Genomic DNA, 13,829 nt, shown 5'->3' with positions numbered 1-13,829 from the left:
CGGGGGCTCAGCCCTGGTCGCCGCGGGTCGCCTCGTCGGCCACCGCGGAGCCGGTGGCGAGCAGGTTCTGCGCGGCCTGGAGCAGCGTGGTGTTCTGCTGCGGGCCGCCCAGGGTGGCCTTGGCGCCGGGGACCGCGGAGATCGCGCCGGGCACCAGCCGCGGGTCCAGGTCACCGGTGCTCAGCGAGCCGTCCTTGAGCTGGCCGTCGGCCCCCTCGACGAAGGAGAGCGGGTGGCCCACGCCGACCGCCGGGCCGATCGCCTTCAGCGGGGACTGCGGCGAGTCCAGGTCGAGGTTGCCCGGGCGCACCCCGTCGGCCACCGCGGGCAGCGGCAGCGCGGTCTCCAGGCTCGGGCCGACCCGGCTGAAGTTCAGCGGGGGCACCACCTGATCGGGCATCAGTTCGTGCTTGCCCTGCTCGGACGGGACCGGCGGCAGCACCGGGGAGGCGGGCAGCGCGCCGTGCACGTCGCCGGCGAGCGGCAGCATCGGGGCGTGCTGGGTGACCGTCTCCAGCGGCACCCGCAGCGGCACCGTCTTCGTGGCCAGGCCGTTCTCCAGCGCGGCGACCTGACCGGGGGTCATCGGGGTCGCCGGGGCGGCCTGGGCCGCGGTCTGGGCGACGGCCTGGCCGGCAATGGCCGAGGCGCCGGCGGCCAGCAGCAGGGCACCGCTCCGCTTGGACAGCTTCATCGTCTTCTCTGATCCCGTCTGTATGAGGCAGCTTGAGGCAGGTGTGGCAGTGAGCCAGGTGTGGCAAGTGAGCCAGGTGTGGCAGGTGGGCCCGGTCGATAGCAGGCACCCCGAACTGCCTCAACGAGCCGCGGGGTCGGGAGTGGGCGCAGCAATCCCTCGCTTAGCCCGGGTGGCGTATTAGTACGACCACAGAGGCCCCCGAACGGGCCGTCCCGGAGTTTTTCCGCCCAGCCTCGCGTAACTTTCCCGCCCGCCGTTCTTTGATATCGGTGTCGCCGCACCACTGCGGCCGGTTCGGACACCGATCGCCCGGCAGCCGGAGATCCTGCCAGCTGGCGATCCACCCCCGAACAGGTCGTATCCGAATAGGCCGCGAAAGCCGCGGTGACCAGGGACCAGGGCAATTCGTTTCACGCATTGCACCGAGACGCAGCGACGCAGTAAAACCCAGAGAGGAATTTCCCATGATCAAGAAGACCCTGGCCGTTGCCGGCCTGGCCGCCGCGGCGCTCGGCGCGGCCGTGTCCCCCGCCATGGCGATCGGCAACGCGGACGGCTCCGCGGCCAGCCTGTCGGGCAACGGTGGCACCAACAACACCGGCACCTGGGGCGACCACAGCCCCAACTTCCACGTGCTGGACAACGCGAACATCTGCCTGCCGGAGATCCACCACGTCCAGGTCGGCCTGATCCCGGTCCAGGCGGACATCCCGGTCGGCAACCAGCAGCTGCACCAGGTCTGCAACGTCGGCCAGCCGACCCAGACCAACGGCGACGGCGTCGCCTCGCACCTGATCGGCTGACCCAGCCGGTCCCCGCACTTGCACCACCCACCGCAGCCAGCGGTGACCCCCTCCGCACCACCCATTCACACAGCCAGAGAGAGCACCCCATGCTGAAGAAGGTCTTCGCCACCGCCGGCCTGGCCACCGCCGCCATCGCGATGGCCAGCGCGCCCTCCTTCGCCATCGGCGACGCGGACGGCTCCGCCGCCTCGGTCCAGGGCGACGGCGGCACCAACGCCACCGGCACCCACGGCGACCACAGCCCGAACTTCCACACCCTGGACAACCCGAACATCTGCCTGCCCGAGGTCCACCACGTCCAGGTCGGCCTGATCCCGGTCCAGGTGGACGTCCCGGTCCTCAACCAGCAGAACCACCAGATCTGCAACGTGGGCCAGACCACCCAGAGCAACGGCGACGGCGCCCTGTCGCACCTGATCGGCTGATCCAGCCCCACCCACGCACCACCCTGACCCTCCAGAGCAGTACCTGACCCGACGGAGCAGTACCCGAGCGGGGTTGGCGGAGCACTCCGGCCAGCCCCGCTCTGTCATTCGGCAACGCGTTCCACCCGACGCGCCCCACCGGCGCGTCCCACCGAGAGGACCAAATCTCATGCAGAAGATGCTGGGCCGGGCCGCCGCCGTCGCGGCCGGCGCGCTGATGATCGTCGGCCTGGGCGCCTCCACCGCCTCCGCGCACGTCGCGGTCGGCGGCGAGGGCGGCGGCGTGGTCACCGCGCACCACCCGTTCGCGGCCGGCTGGGGCGAGGGCTTCGCCTGCGCGGGCCACGTGCACACCAAGGGCGAGCACGCGTTCTGGGCCACCGACGAGGCCACCGGCGGCGAGGGCGGCGACGAGGTGTCCATCGACGGCTGGCACCACCACGGCTGAGCCGGAGCACGACTGAGGGGGCGTCAGCCGACCGGCTGACGCCCCCTCGGTCATGACGTGCCGTCAGGCGCGGAGCATCCGCGCCGCCTCGACCGCCCAGTAGGTGAGGATCTGCTCGCCACCGGCCCGGCTGATCGACAGCAGGGACTCCATGATGGTGCGCTCGCGCTCGATCCAGCCGTTCGCGGCGGCCGCCTCGACCATCGAGTACTCGCCGGAGATCTGGTACGCGACCACCGGCACCGGCGAGCGGTCGGCCACCGCGCGCAGGATGTCCAGGCACGGCCCGGCCGGCTTGACCATCACCAGGTCGGCGCCCTCGGCCACGTCCAGCTCCAGCTCGCGCAGCGCCTCCCGGGCGTTGGCCAGGTCCTGCTGGTAGGTCTTGCGGTCGCCCTTCAACCCGGAGTCCACCGCCTCCCGGAACGGGCCGTAGAGCGCCGAGGCGTACTTGGCGGTGTAGGCCAGGATGGCGGTGTCCTGGTACCCGGCCGCGTCCAGCGCCCGCCGGACCACCCCGATCTGACCGTCCATCATCCCGGACGGGCCGACCATGTGGACGCCGGCCTCGGCCTGCACCACGGCCATCTCCGCGTACCGCTCCAGGGTCGCGTCGTTGTCCACCGAGCCGTCCGCCGCCAGCACGCCGCAGTGGCCGTGGTCGGTGAACTCGTCCAGGCAGAGGTCCGACATGACCACCAGCTGCTCGCCCACCTCGGCGACCACGTCGCGGATCGCCTGCTGCAGGATGCCGTCCGGGTCGGTGCCCGCGCTGCCCACGGCGTCCTTGTGCTCCGGCACGCCGAACAGCATGATCCCGCCGATCCCCGCCTCGGCCGCCTCCGCGGCGGCCCGGCGCAGGGAGTCCCGGGTGTGCTGGACCACGCCCGGCATCGACCCGACCGGCACCGGCTCGCCGATCCCCTCCCGGACGAAGGCCGGCAGGATCAGCTGCGCGGGGTGCAGCCGGGTCTCGGCGACCAGCCGGCGCACCGCCGGGGTGGTCCGCAGCCGGCGCGGCCGGCTGTCGGGGAAGGTCATGACTCCTCCACGTGCTTGCGGGTTCGGGGGATCAGCGCGCCTTGCGTCGGGAACCCGGTCGGCGCTCGCTGGGGCGGTACACCGGCTCGCCGGCCGAGGTGGCGGCGTCCCGGCGGCCCGCACCGAACTCGGCCAGCGCCTGGGCCAGCGCGGAGGCGGACGGCGCGGGCGCCATCACGTCGACCCGAAGGCCGTGCTCCTCCGCGGTCTTGGCGGTGGCCGGACCGATGCAGGCGATGATGGTGACGTTGTGCGGCTTGCCGGCGATGCCGACCAGGTTGCGCACGGTCGAGGACGAGGTGAAGAGCACCGCGTCGAAGCCGCCGCCCTTGATCGCCTCCCGGGTCTCGGCCGGCGGCGGCGAGGCGCGCACGGTCCGGTAGGCCGTCACGTCGTCCACCTCCCAGCCGAGTTCGACCAGGCCGGCCACCAGGGTCTCGGTGGCGATGTCGGCGCGCGGCAGCAGCACCCGGTCGATCGGGTCGAACACCGGGTCGTAGGGCGGCCAGTCCTCCAGCAGCCCGGCGGCGGACTGCTCGCCGGAGGGCACCAGGTCGGGCTTGACGCCGAAGTCCACCAGCGCCTGCGCGGTGGTCTCGCCGACCGCCGCGACCTTGATCCCGGCGAACGCCCGGGCATCCAGGCCGTACTCCTCGAACTTCTCCCGGACCGCGCGGACCGCGTTGACCGAGGTGAAGGCGATCCACTCGTAGCGGCCGGTGACCAGGCCCTTGATCGCCCGCTCCATCTGCTGCGGGGTGCGCGGCGGCTCGACCGCGATGGTCGGCACCTCCTGCGGCACCGCGCCGTAGGAGCGCAGCTGCTCGGAGAGGCCGTGCGCCTGCTCCTTGGTGCGCGGCACCAGCACGTTCCAGCCGAACAGCGGCTTGGTCTCGAACCAGGAGTGCGAGGAGCGGTGCGCGACCTGCTCACCGACCACGGCTATCACCGAGGTGGCCGGGTCGACCGGGGCGGAGACCGGCGAGGGCAGCACCCGGGCGGCCTTCAGGTCGGCGGCGATCGCGCTCAGCGTGGAGGTGAAGGTGCGCTGCCGGGTGGTGGTGCCGGAGAGCGTGGCGCAGAGCGGGGCGTCCGGCTTGCGGCCGTGGCTGACCAGGGCGTTCGCGGTGGCCGGCAGCTGGCCCAGGGTGGTGCGGACCACCAGGGTGGTCTCCGGCGCGCCGAGGTCGACCAGGGCGCCGGCCAGCAGCGCGGAGCCGTCCACGAAGCGCACGTCGGCGCCGTTGCTGCCGCGCAGCGGCACTCCCGCGTAGGCCGGCACGCCGACCGACTGGGCGACGCCCGGGATCACCTCGAAGGCCAGTCCGGCGCGGGCGCAGGCCAGCATCTCCTCGGCGGCCCGGCCGTCCAGGCCCGGGTCGCCGTCCACCGTGCGGACCACGTGCTTGCCGGCCTGCACGGCCTCGCCGATCAGCTTGCCGATGGCGGCCGGGTCACCGCCGCCGATGTCCAGCGGACCGGTCTCGCTCTCCGCCGGGCTGTACAGCTGCACGGCCTGCGGGCAGTGGCTGCGCACGGCGACGGCGGTCAGCGGGTCGGCGATCAGCAGGTCGGCGGTGGCCAGCACCTCGACCGCGCGCAGCGTCAGCAGCCCGGGGTCGCCGGGGCCGGCACCCAGGAAGGTGCAGCGTCCGGTCCGGTCGGCAGTGGCGGTGGGGCTCATCAGACTCGCTCCCCCATCAGACCGGCCGCCCCGTCGGCGAGCAGCCGGGCGGCCAGCGCGTGGCCCAGGGCCCGCGCCGCCGCCTCGGCCGACTCGCCGGACGCGAGCGGACCAGTGGTGGACATCGTCAGCAGGGTGGCGCCGTCGGTGGTGCCGACCACGCCCTCCAGCCGCAGTTCGTTGCCGCCGGCCGGGTGGGCCAGGGCGGCCACCGGGGCGGAGCAGCCCGCCTCCAGCGCGGCGAGCAGGGCGCGCTCGGCGACCACGGCGGCCCGGGTGGGGGCGTGGTCCAGCGCGCCGAGGGCGGCGGCCAGCCCGGTGTCGTCGGCCCGGCACTCGATGGCCAGCGCGCCCTGCCCGGGGGCCGGCAGCATCAGCTCGGGGTCGAGGTGCTCGGTGATCTCGGCGGACCGGCCGAGCCGGTTCAGGCCGGCGGTGGCGAGCACCACCGCGTCCAGCTCGCCGGAGTGCACGAAGCCGATCCGGGTGTCCACGTTGCCGCGGATCGGGACGGTCTCGATCTCGACGCCGCGGGCCCGGGCCCAGGCGTTCAGCTGGGCCATCCGGCGCGGCGAGCCGGTGCCGATCCGCACCGGGCGGTCCGGGGTCTTCTCGACCAGCTCGGCCAGGTTCAGCCGCTCGCGGGCGATCAGCGCATCCCGGACGTCCTCGCGCTCCGGCACCGCGGCGAGCCGCAGGCCCTCGGCGGCGGCGGTCGGCAGGTCCTTGAGCGAGTGCACGGCGAAGTCGATCCGGCCGGCCAGCAGCGCGTCGCGCAGCGCGGAGACGAAGACTCCGGTGCCGCCGATCTGCGCCAGGTGCTCCCGGGAGGTGTCGCCGTAGGTGGTGATCTCCACCAGTTCGACGGCGCGGCCGGTGACCCGGGAGACCTCGCGAGCGACCATGCCGGACTGTGCCATGGCCAGTGCGCTGCGCCGGGTACCCAGCCGCAGCGGTATCGTTTCGGCCTCCAACTGGCCCTGCTGCGTGCTCAGTTGACCATTCATAGCGTTTTCGTCCCGGTGGTGCTGGTGGTCGTGGGGGTGGTTCATCGGGCCGCTCCGCCCGCGAGACTACCGCCGGCGGGCTGTGCCTGGGGCCCCACCGGCGTACCGGACACGGCGCGGACCGCGCCCGGGTCGAGGTCGAACAGCTCGCGCAGCGCGTCGGCGTAGGTGGCGCCGCCGGGCTCGGCGGCCAGCTGCTTGACCCGCACCGTGGGCGCGTGCAGCAGCTTGTCGACCACCCGGCGGACGGTCTGCGCCACCTCGGCGCGGGACCGGTCGTCCAGGTCGGGCAGTCGGGATTCCAGGCGGGCCAGCTCGGCGCCGACCACCTCGGAGGCCATCGCCCGCAGCGCCACCACGGTGGGGGCGATCCGGGCGGCCCGCTGGGCGGCGCCGAAGGCGGCCACCTCGGCGGCGACGATCCCGCCGACCGCGTCGACGTCGCCCGCGCCGGGGCCGGCCGAGTCGGCCTGGGAGAGCGACTCCAGGTCGACCAGCAGGGCGCCGGGCAGCTCGTGCACCGCGTGGTCCACGTCCCTGGGCATCGCCAGGTCCAGGAAGGCCAGCGGCTCCGGCGCGGTCCGTACGGCGATCGCGGCGGCCACGTCGGCGGCCGGGATCACCACACCGGCCGAGCCGGTGCAGGAGATCACCAGGTCGACGTCGGCCAGCGCCTGCGGCACCTTGGCGAAGTCCACGGTGCGGGCGCCGAGGGAGGCGGCCAGCCGCTCGGCCCGCTCGGGGGTGCGGTTGGCGATCAGCAGGTCGGACACCCCGGCGCGGGAGAGCGTGGCGGCGGCCAGCGAGCTCATCGAGCCCGCGCCGACCACCAGGGCCCGCTTGCCGGCGATCTCGCCGGCCCCGGCGGCGACCTGCTCCAGGCCGAAGGTGACCAGGGTCTGGCCGGCCTTGTCGATGCCGGTCTCGCTGTGCGCCCGCTTGCCGACCCGCAGGGCCTGCTGGAACAGCTCGTTGAGGCCGCGCCCGGCGGTGTGCTCCTCCTGGGCGCGGGCCAGCGCGTCGCGCAGCTGGCCGAGGATCTGGCCCTCGCCGACCACCATCGAGTCCAGGCCGCAGGCGACCGAGAAGATGTGGTGCACCGCGCGGTCCTCGTAGTGGACGTAGAGGTGCGCGGTGAGCTCCTCCAGGTCCACGCCGCTGTGCTCGGCGAGCAGCCGGGAGAGCTCGGCGACGCCGGCGTGGAACTTGTCCACCTCGGCGTAGAGCTCGATCCGGTTGCAGGTGTTCAGCAGCGCCGCCTCGGAGACGGTGGCCGTGGCCGCCGCGTCGTGCAGCAGCCGGGTGGGGGTCTGGCCGGTGAGGGCGGCGCGCTCCAGGACGGTGACGGGCGCGGTGCGGTGGCTCAGACCGACGACGAGCAAGCTCATGCGGGCAGCACCGCCTGCCGGTCGGTCTCGCCCTTGGTCTCCTTGCCACCACTGGCGGCCCGGCGCAGCTTGGCGGCGGCGGCCCGCACCGGACCGGGGGCGCGCTCGCGCACCGGCTCCTCGGCGGGCTCCTCGTCCTCGGGCTCCTCGCCGGCCTTGCGCTGCTCGTGGAAGGCGAGGATCTGCAGCTCTATCGACAGGTCCACCTTGCGCACGTCCACCCCGTCCGGGACGGTCAGCACGGTCGGCGCGAAGTTCAGGATGCTGGTCACCCCGGCTTCGACCAGGCGGTCGCAGACCTGCTGGGCGGCGCCCGGCGGGGTGGTGATCACACCGATGGAGACCTGCTGGCTCTCCACGATGGATTCGAGTTCGTCCATGTGCCGCACCGGCAGGCCGGCCGCGGTGGCGCCGACCACCGCCGGGTCGGCGTCCAGCAGGGCCGCCACCCGGAAGCCGCGGGAGGCGAAGCCCCCGTAGTTGGCCAGTGCGTGGCCCAGGTTGCCGATCCCGACGATGACCACCGGCCAGTCCTGGGTGAGACCGAGCTCACGGGAGATCTGGTAGACGAGGTACTCGACGTCGTAGCCGACCCCGCGGGTCCCGTAGGAGCCGAGGTAGGAGAAGTCCTTGCGCAGCTTGGCGGAGTTGACCCCGGCCGCAGCCGCGAGCTCCTCGGAGGAGACGGTGGGGACGGACCGCTCGGAGAGGGCGGTCAGCGCGCGCAGGTAGAGCGGGAGCCGGGCGACGGTGGCCTCGGGGATCCCGCGGGCGGCACGGGTCTGACGTCCCACAGGGGTGCGGCGCATGGAGCCTCCGTCGGCAGGGGTGGGGGGAGGTGACTGGGGGGTTGATCGGCCGATTGCCACGGTGCTCCTGTGGGTGAAGCTGGGCTTTGGCAGCCAGGCTATGCGTTTGTGAACGTGTGCACAAAGATGGTGTCCGTTTTGTCCCGCCACAGTGACGCGCATCACGCCGCACCCCGACCCCGAACGCCCGTCCGGCGGGCCCGGATCGGAGTCGGGATGGTTCGGACAAGCAGTACCTAAGCGACGCGCGGCCGGGCCCGGCCGGACCCGGCCGCCCGCCGGCACCGGTCCGAACTAGCGGCCAGTCAGCGCGGTGCGCAGCCGGCGTTCGTCGACCCGCCAGAAGTCGTGCTGGCGGCCGTCGATCAGCGTCACCGGGATCTGTTCCGCGTACGTCCGGTACAGCTCCGGGTCCTGGGTGATGTCGCGCTCCTCGAAGCCGGCGCCGAGCTCCCCGACGACCCTGGTGATCACCTCCCGCGCGTCGTCGCAGAGGTGGCAGCCGGGCCTGGACAGCAGGGTGACGGTCCGGTCGGCGGGATCGGCGCTCTTGGCGCGGCGCAGCAGTGGGCTCACCTGGCCATTGTGCGCCGACGCGGGGCAGCCGGAAGGCCCCCGGGCTGGCTATGCTCGGGGCCATGGCCGCGCTGCGAAGGCTCACCCGCACCAGGCGTTCCCCCTCCGAGCGGGCCGCCCTGGCGGGCGAGGCCGCCGCCGACGCGGCGGAGCGGGCGCTGCGCGAGGCCGGCCCGGTGCTCGCCGCCGAGACCGCCGAGTCCGCAGGGTCCACCGGGTCCGCAGGGTCCACCGGCTTCGGGGAGGCCGAGCAGGCCGGGGAGCCCGCGGCGCCGGCCGGTCCGCCGGTCGACCACCCGCTGGGCGCCGCCTTCTTCGACTGCGACAACACGATCCTGCAGGGCGCCGCCGTCTTCTACCTCGGCGTCGGCCTCTACCGCCGCAAGTTCTTCAACCGCCGCGACGTGGCCCGGTTCGCCTGGCAGCAGGCCTGCTTCCGGCTGCGCGGCGCGGAGGACCCGGACCACATCGCGGACGCGCAGTCCACCGCGCTCTCCCTGGTGGCCGGCAAGGCGACGGCCGACCTGGAGGCGATCTGCGAGGAGATCTTCGAGGACATCGTCGCCGCCAAGGTCTGGCCGGGCACCAGGGCGCTGGTGCAGATGCACCTGGACGCCGGGCAGCGGGTCTGGCTGGTCACCGCGGCGCCGGTCGAGGTGGCCCGGATCATCGCCCGCCGGCTCGGCATGACCGGTGCGCTGGGCACCGTCTCCGAGGTGGTGGACGGCGCGTACACCGGGCGGCTGGTCGGCGAGATGCTGCACGGCCCGGCCAAGGCCGAGGCGGTGCGGGCGCTGGCCCGGCGCGAACAGCTGGACCTGGGCCGGTGCGCCGCCTACAGCGACTCGGCCAACGACATCCCGCTGCTCTCGCTGGTCGGGCACCCCTTCGTGGTCAACCCGGACGGCCGGCTGCGCAAGTACGCCCGGGCGCACGGCTGGCGGGTGCAGGACTTCCGCACGGGCCGCAAGGCGGCCCGGATCGGCGTGCCGGCGGCGATCGGCGTGGGCGTGCTCGGCGGCGCGGCGGTGGCCGGCGCCGCGCTGCGCCGCAAGAAGCACCGCCGCTGACCCGGCGTCAACCTCCGCACACCCCGTGAACAGGGCGGCCGCGCCCGGGATCTGACGCGCCGTCGACCGGGTTGCCCGGGTGACCGGATCTGATCGTTCGAACGCCCCGGAAACTCGGGGATTGATGCGCCCGTCGGCTGGGAAACCGGCCGTCCCACCTCGGAATCGGTCACAGTCGGCCGCCGAGCGGTCACCGAACCCACCCGGTCCCGCCGCCCATCCGGTCACTTTCGGGTCACATACCACGAGAAGTGGATCCCTATCGACCACTTCGGCCACACGGTGTAGCTGTCATTGCACAAAGCGTTATTCTCTCCTGGATGCACGCCCACCCCAGCTGTCCCCTCGTCGGGGTGACGGGGAGCGTGCTCTCCGCGCAGGCGGAGGTGATCCGTCCACAGTTCTGCCTCTGGGAGTCCCGTGTACCCACCCGTCCGGAACGACGCGCCTGCTCCCTCCCGCCCGTCGACCTCCGCCACCACGAGTCGCCCCGTGCCGGCCGCCGTCCTGCCCGCCGTGCGCAACCTGCGGCTGCTCCGCTCCCTGCTGCGCAGTCAGCTGGCCTTCCCCGGGCCGCAGTTGGCGACCGCCGGCGGGGCGGCCCTGCCCGGCCAGGCGCAACCGGTGCCGATCGGCCAGGCGTTGCGCTCGGCCGCCACCGGGGCCGCCGCCTCCACCCGCAGCCGGGGCACCGGCCAGCCGCCCACCCGGGGGCGTTCGCGCACCCTGCCGCACCAGGGCGGGGAGGCCGAGCCGAATCCGGTCATGGAGCTGGTCGAACGGGCCCAGGCCGGCGAGAGCGAGGCCTTCGGGCGGCTCTACGACCACTACTGCGACACGGTCTACCGGTACATCTACTACCGGGTCGGCAGCCGGGCCACGGCCGAGGACCTGACCAGCGAGACCTTCCTGCGGGCGCTGCGCCGGATCGGCACCTTCACCTGGCAGGGCCGGGACTTCGGGGCCTGGCTGGTGACCATCGCGCGCAACCTGGTCGCCGACCACTTCAAGTCCAGCCGCTTCCGGCTGGAGGTGACCACCGGCGAGATGCTCGACTCCAACGAGTGCGAGCGCAGTCCGGAGGACTCGGTGCTGGAGTCGCTCTCCAACGCCGCCCTGCTGGACGCGGTGCGCCGGCTCAACCCGCAGCAGCAGGAGTGCGTCACCTTGCGCTTCCTGCAAGGGCTTTCGGTGGCCGAGACGGCCCGGATCATGGGCAAGAACGAGGGCGCGATCAAGACCCTGCAGTACCGCGCGGTGCGCACGCTGGCCCGACTGCTCCCGCCCGATGCCAGGTGAAGTCCACCTCGCGGACTGTTCCCACACGTCCGGGTGAGAATGCGGTCACATGATCACTCACGCGTAACCGACGGCCGACGCCACTCGTTGCCCAGCGTGCAGACCCCCTCGGGCGGCGTGGTCAAGACGGGCCACGATCCATCACCCGAAGGAGTGGATTTGGCCCGCCGTGGCAACCGTCCGGCAGGCCGGGGAGTCGACAACGACGAAGGGAGGTGTGGCCCGTGACGGCAAACGTGCTGGAGCACCGGCGGGCGAAGGCCTTCGCCGAGGCGCTGGAGGCCCACCGGACAGGACCGGCCGCGAGCAGCGAGCCGCTGGGTGAACTCCTGGACACCGCAAGGGCGCTGAGCGCGCTCCCGGTGCCCGGCCTGGACGCCGAGGTCCGGGTGGTGCAACGCGCCCAGTTGCTGGCCGCGTTCGAGCAGACCGTCGGCGGGGGCGGCCTGGCCGCCGTACCGCGCCAGCGGGAGCACCGGCACCGGCGGATCGACCGGCTGGCCCGGCGCCGCTGGGGCCGCCGGTTCGCCATCACCGGCATGATCGCCGGGGTCACGGTGGGCAGCCTGGCCGGGGTGGCCGCGGCCAGCTCCGGCGCCCTGCCCGGCGACCCGCTGTACGGCATGAAGCGCCAACTCGAAGGCCTGCGCCTGGACCTGGCCGACAACGACCAGGAGCGCGGCGCCCTGCTGCTGGACCAGGCCTCCACCCGGCTGGCCGAGGCCCGCACCCTGGTCGGCCGCTCCGGCAGCGGCCCGCTCAGCCCCGAGACGGTCAACCGGCTCGGCTCCGCGCTGCGCGACATGCACGCCGAGGCGGCCCGCGGCCGCGACCTGCTGCGCTCGGTCTACCGGGCCAACGGCTCGCTCGACCCGATGCGCAAGCTGGCCTCCTTCACCGAGGCCCAGGACGACCACTGGGCCGCCCTGCAGCCCAAGTTGCCCACCCAGCTGACCCCGGTGGCCGGCCAGGTGGACCAGCTCTTCGACAACCTGAACGAGGAGGTCGGTCCGCTCCACCTGGAGCCGCCGGCCGGCCAGCCGGCCGGTCCGTCCGCCACCGACAGCGGCTCCGCCGACCCGGCCGCGGGCAACTCCCCGTCCACCGGCGGCCAACCCGCCGCGCAGACCCCGCGGAGCAGCCCCGACGAGCCGGCCGGCCGGCCCGGCACGGGCACCCAGTCGCCCGGCCAGGACGGCGTCGCCGGGCCCGCCAAGGGCGTCGGCAACCCGGTCGGCGGTCTGGTCAACGGGCTCACCGGCAGCCTCACCGGGAACGGCCAGGCCGGTGCGGCCTCGTCGGCGCCGGCCGCCGGCGGTGGCGCGGACGGGTCGAACGGCCAGGCCGGCCAGGCCCCGGCGCCCGCCTCGCCCACCGCGGGGCAGAGCGGTGCGCCGAACTCCGGGCTCAACCTGCCGCCGCTGATCCCCGGCCTGCTGCCGGGCCTCGGGCTCGACGGCAACTGATCCCGCGTCGGTTGATGGCCCGTCGGAGCCGACGGGCCATCAACCGACGGGTCATCAACCGATGATGGACGGGCTCCGGGAGGAGCGTCAGAAGAAGACCGACCGGCGCTCCACCAGCAGCCGGTAGAGGGTGTGCTGGATGGTCTCGCGCACCTCGTCGGTCAGGTTGAAGACCAGCATCGGGTCGTCCGCCGCCTCCGGCGCGTACCGGTCGGTGGCGATCGGCTCGCCGAACTGGATGGTCCACTTGGTCGGCAGCGGGATCGCGCCCAGCGGCCCCAGCCACGGGAAGGTCGGGGTGATCGGCAGGTAGGGCAGGCCGAGCAGCCGGGCCAGCGTCCTGGCGTTGCCCAGCATCGGGTAGGTCTCCTCGGCCCCGACGATCGAGCACGGCACGATCGGCACCCGGGCCCGCAGCGCCGAGGCGACGAACCCGCCCCGGCCGAACCGCTGCAGCTTGTAGCGCTCGGAGAACGGCTTGCCGATCCCCTTGTAGCCCTCCGGCCAGACCCCGACCACCTCGCCGCGCTCCAGCAGCGCCTGGGCGTCCTCGTTGCAGGCCAGCGTGTGCCCGGCCTTGCGGGCGAGTTCGCCGACCACCGGCAGCTCGAAGACCAGGTCGGCGGCGAGCATCCGCAGGTGCCGCTGCCCCGGGGTGTGGTCGTGGATCGCCACCTGGGTCATCAGCGCGTCCAGCGGCACCACCCCGGAGTGGTTGGCCACCACCAGCACCCCGCCGTCCACCGGCAGGTTCTCGGCCCCGCGCACCTCGACCCGGAAGTACTTCTCGGCCAGCGGGCGCAGCGCGGTGAGGAAGACCTCCTCGGTCAGCTCCTCGTCGAAGCCGAACTCGTCCACCTCGTAGTCGCCGGTCAACCGGCGGCGCATGAAGGCCAGTCCGGCGGCGGCCTTCTCGTCCCAGCCCTTGCCGAGCAGCGAGTCGGCGGCCGCACCGGTGCGGCCGGCCAGCAGCGCACCCAACGCGTGACCCAGCGAGTCGGCCAGCCGGTCGCCCAGGCCGGCGCCGGTGCGGCCGTTCCAGCTCGGTGCCGATTCGATCGGGATCACCTTGGCCTGGTCGCCCAGCGGGTCGCGGGCAGCGGTCATGGCGGC

Annotated in this window: 14 protein-coding genes; 6 read left to right on the top strand and 8 right to left on the bottom strand. The window is 73.8% G+C overall.

Going from position 1 to position 13,829, the window contains the following annotated elements; genetic code table 11:
- Window positions 1-7 precede the first annotated feature (7 nt).
- Entirely contained in the window at window positions 8-694 is a 687-nt protein-coding gene (locus FHX73_RS15905) for a hypothetical protein (protein WP_145905635.1), read from the bottom strand.
- A gap of 467 nt (window positions 695-1,161) precedes the next feature.
- Here FHX73_RS15905 and FHX73_RS15900 point away from each other — a divergent pair, with 467 nt between their 5' ends.
- The 3 genes from FHX73_RS15900 to FHX73_RS15895 all read left to right on the top strand — a co-directional run bounded on the left by FHX73_RS15900 (window position 1,162) and on the right by FHX73_RS15895 (window position 2,376).
- The gene (locus tag FHX73_RS15900; RefSeq protein WP_145905634.1) at window positions 1,162-1,500 is read left to right on the top strand and encodes a rodlet layer protein; all 339 of its coding nucleotides are present in this window, start codon (window positions 1,162-1,164) and stop codon (window positions 1,498-1,500) included.
- Between the two features lie 89 nt (window positions 1,501-1,589).
- Window positions 1,590-1,928 (top strand): rodlet layer protein, encoded by a 339-nt coding sequence (locus FHX73_RS44690; protein WP_170304936.1) that lies wholly within the window; start codon window positions 1,590-1,592, stop codon window positions 1,926-1,928.
- Window positions 1,929-2,097: 169 nt separating this feature from the next.
- Window positions 2,098-2,376: a hypothetical protein gene (locus FHX73_RS15895; protein WP_145905633.1), complete on the top strand. Its 279-nt coding sequence runs from the start codon at window positions 2,098-2,100 to the stop codon at window positions 2,374-2,376.
- Between the two features lie 63 nt (window positions 2,377-2,439).
- Here the strand turns inward: FHX73_RS15895 and hemB are convergent, their stop codons facing one another.
- From hemB to FHX73_RS15865, 6 genes are all read right to left on the bottom strand, one after another.
- On the bottom strand, window positions 2,440-3,417 hold the full coding sequence (gene hemB / locus FHX73_RS15890; RefSeq protein WP_145905632.1) for a porphobilinogen synthase: 978 nt from the start codon (window positions 3,415-3,417) through the stop codon (window positions 2,440-2,442).
- 31 nt (window positions 3,418-3,448) lie between these two features.
- Complete coding sequence (locus FHX73_RS15885) at window positions 3,449-5,101, bottom strand: bifunctional uroporphyrinogen-III C-methyltransferase/uroporphyrinogen-III synthase (RefSeq protein WP_145905631.1); 1,653 nt, start codon at window positions 5,099-5,101, stop codon at window positions 3,449-3,451.
- Window positions 5,101-6,108 (bottom strand): hydroxymethylbilane synthase, encoded by a 1,008-nt coding sequence (gene hemC, locus FHX73_RS15880; protein ID WP_145905630.1) that lies wholly within the window; start codon window positions 6,106-6,108, stop codon window positions 5,101-5,103. The genes FHX73_RS15885 and hemC overlap by 1 nt, the downstream gene beginning before the upstream one ends.
- Before the next feature lie 41 nt (window positions 6,109-6,149).
- Window positions 6,150-7,496 carry a glutamyl-tRNA reductase gene (locus FHX73_RS15875; protein WP_145905629.1) on the bottom strand — a complete coding sequence of 449 codons (1,347 nt, stop codon included), beginning with the start codon at window positions 7,494-7,496 and terminating at the stop codon, window positions 6,150-6,152.
- A complete protein-coding gene (locus FHX73_RS15870; RefSeq protein WP_145905628.1) occupies window positions 7,493-8,305 on the bottom strand; it encodes a redox-sensing transcriptional repressor Rex in 813 nt (270 codons plus the stop codon). Before FHX73_RS15870 ends, FHX73_RS15875 begins: the two co-directional genes overlap by 4 nt.
- A gap of 294 nt (window positions 8,306-8,599) precedes the next feature.
- Complete coding sequence (locus FHX73_RS15865; protein ID WP_145905627.1) at window positions 8,600-8,881, bottom strand: glutaredoxin family protein; 282 nt, start codon at window positions 8,879-8,881, stop codon at window positions 8,600-8,602.
- Between the two features lie 62 nt (window positions 8,882-8,943).
- Between FHX73_RS15865 and FHX73_RS15860 the strand changes: the two genes are divergently transcribed.
- From FHX73_RS15860 to FHX73_RS15850, 3 genes are all read left to right on the top strand, one after another.
- Window positions 8,944-9,951, top strand: coding sequence for an HAD family hydrolase (locus FHX73_RS15860; protein WP_170304935.1), 1,008 nt, complete (start codon window positions 8,944-8,946; stop codon window positions 9,949-9,951).
- Between the two features lie 492 nt (window positions 9,952-10,443).
- Window positions 10,444-11,250 (top strand): ECF subfamily RNA polymerase sigma factor, BldN family, encoded by an 807-nt coding sequence (locus FHX73_RS15855; RefSeq protein WP_425461384.1) that lies wholly within the window; start codon window positions 10,444-10,446, stop codon window positions 11,248-11,250.
- A 224-nt stretch (window positions 11,251-11,474) separates the two neighbouring features.
- Window positions 11,475-12,716 (top strand): DUF5667 domain-containing protein, encoded by a 1,242-nt coding sequence (locus FHX73_RS15850; RefSeq protein ID WP_145905625.1) that lies wholly within the window; start codon window positions 11,475-11,477, stop codon window positions 12,714-12,716.
- Between the two features lie 87 nt (window positions 12,717-12,803).
- Here the strand turns inward: FHX73_RS15850 and FHX73_RS15845 are convergent, their stop codons facing one another.
- The gene (locus tag FHX73_RS15845; RefSeq protein WP_145905624.1) at window positions 12,804-13,823 is read right to left on the bottom strand and encodes a lysophospholipid acyltransferase family protein; all 1,020 of its coding nucleotides are present in this window, start codon (window positions 13,821-13,823) and stop codon (window positions 12,804-12,806) included.
- Window positions 13,824-13,829: the final 6 nt, after the last annotated feature.

Source organism: Kitasatospora viridis, assembly GCF_007829815.1.
GTDB classification, from domain to species: domain Bacteria; phylum Actinomycetota; class Actinomycetes; order Streptomycetales; family Streptomycetaceae; genus Kitasatospora; species Kitasatospora viridis.
Note: the sequence above shows the minus strand (reverse complement) of the source record. Positions and strands in the feature narration are given on the sequence as shown.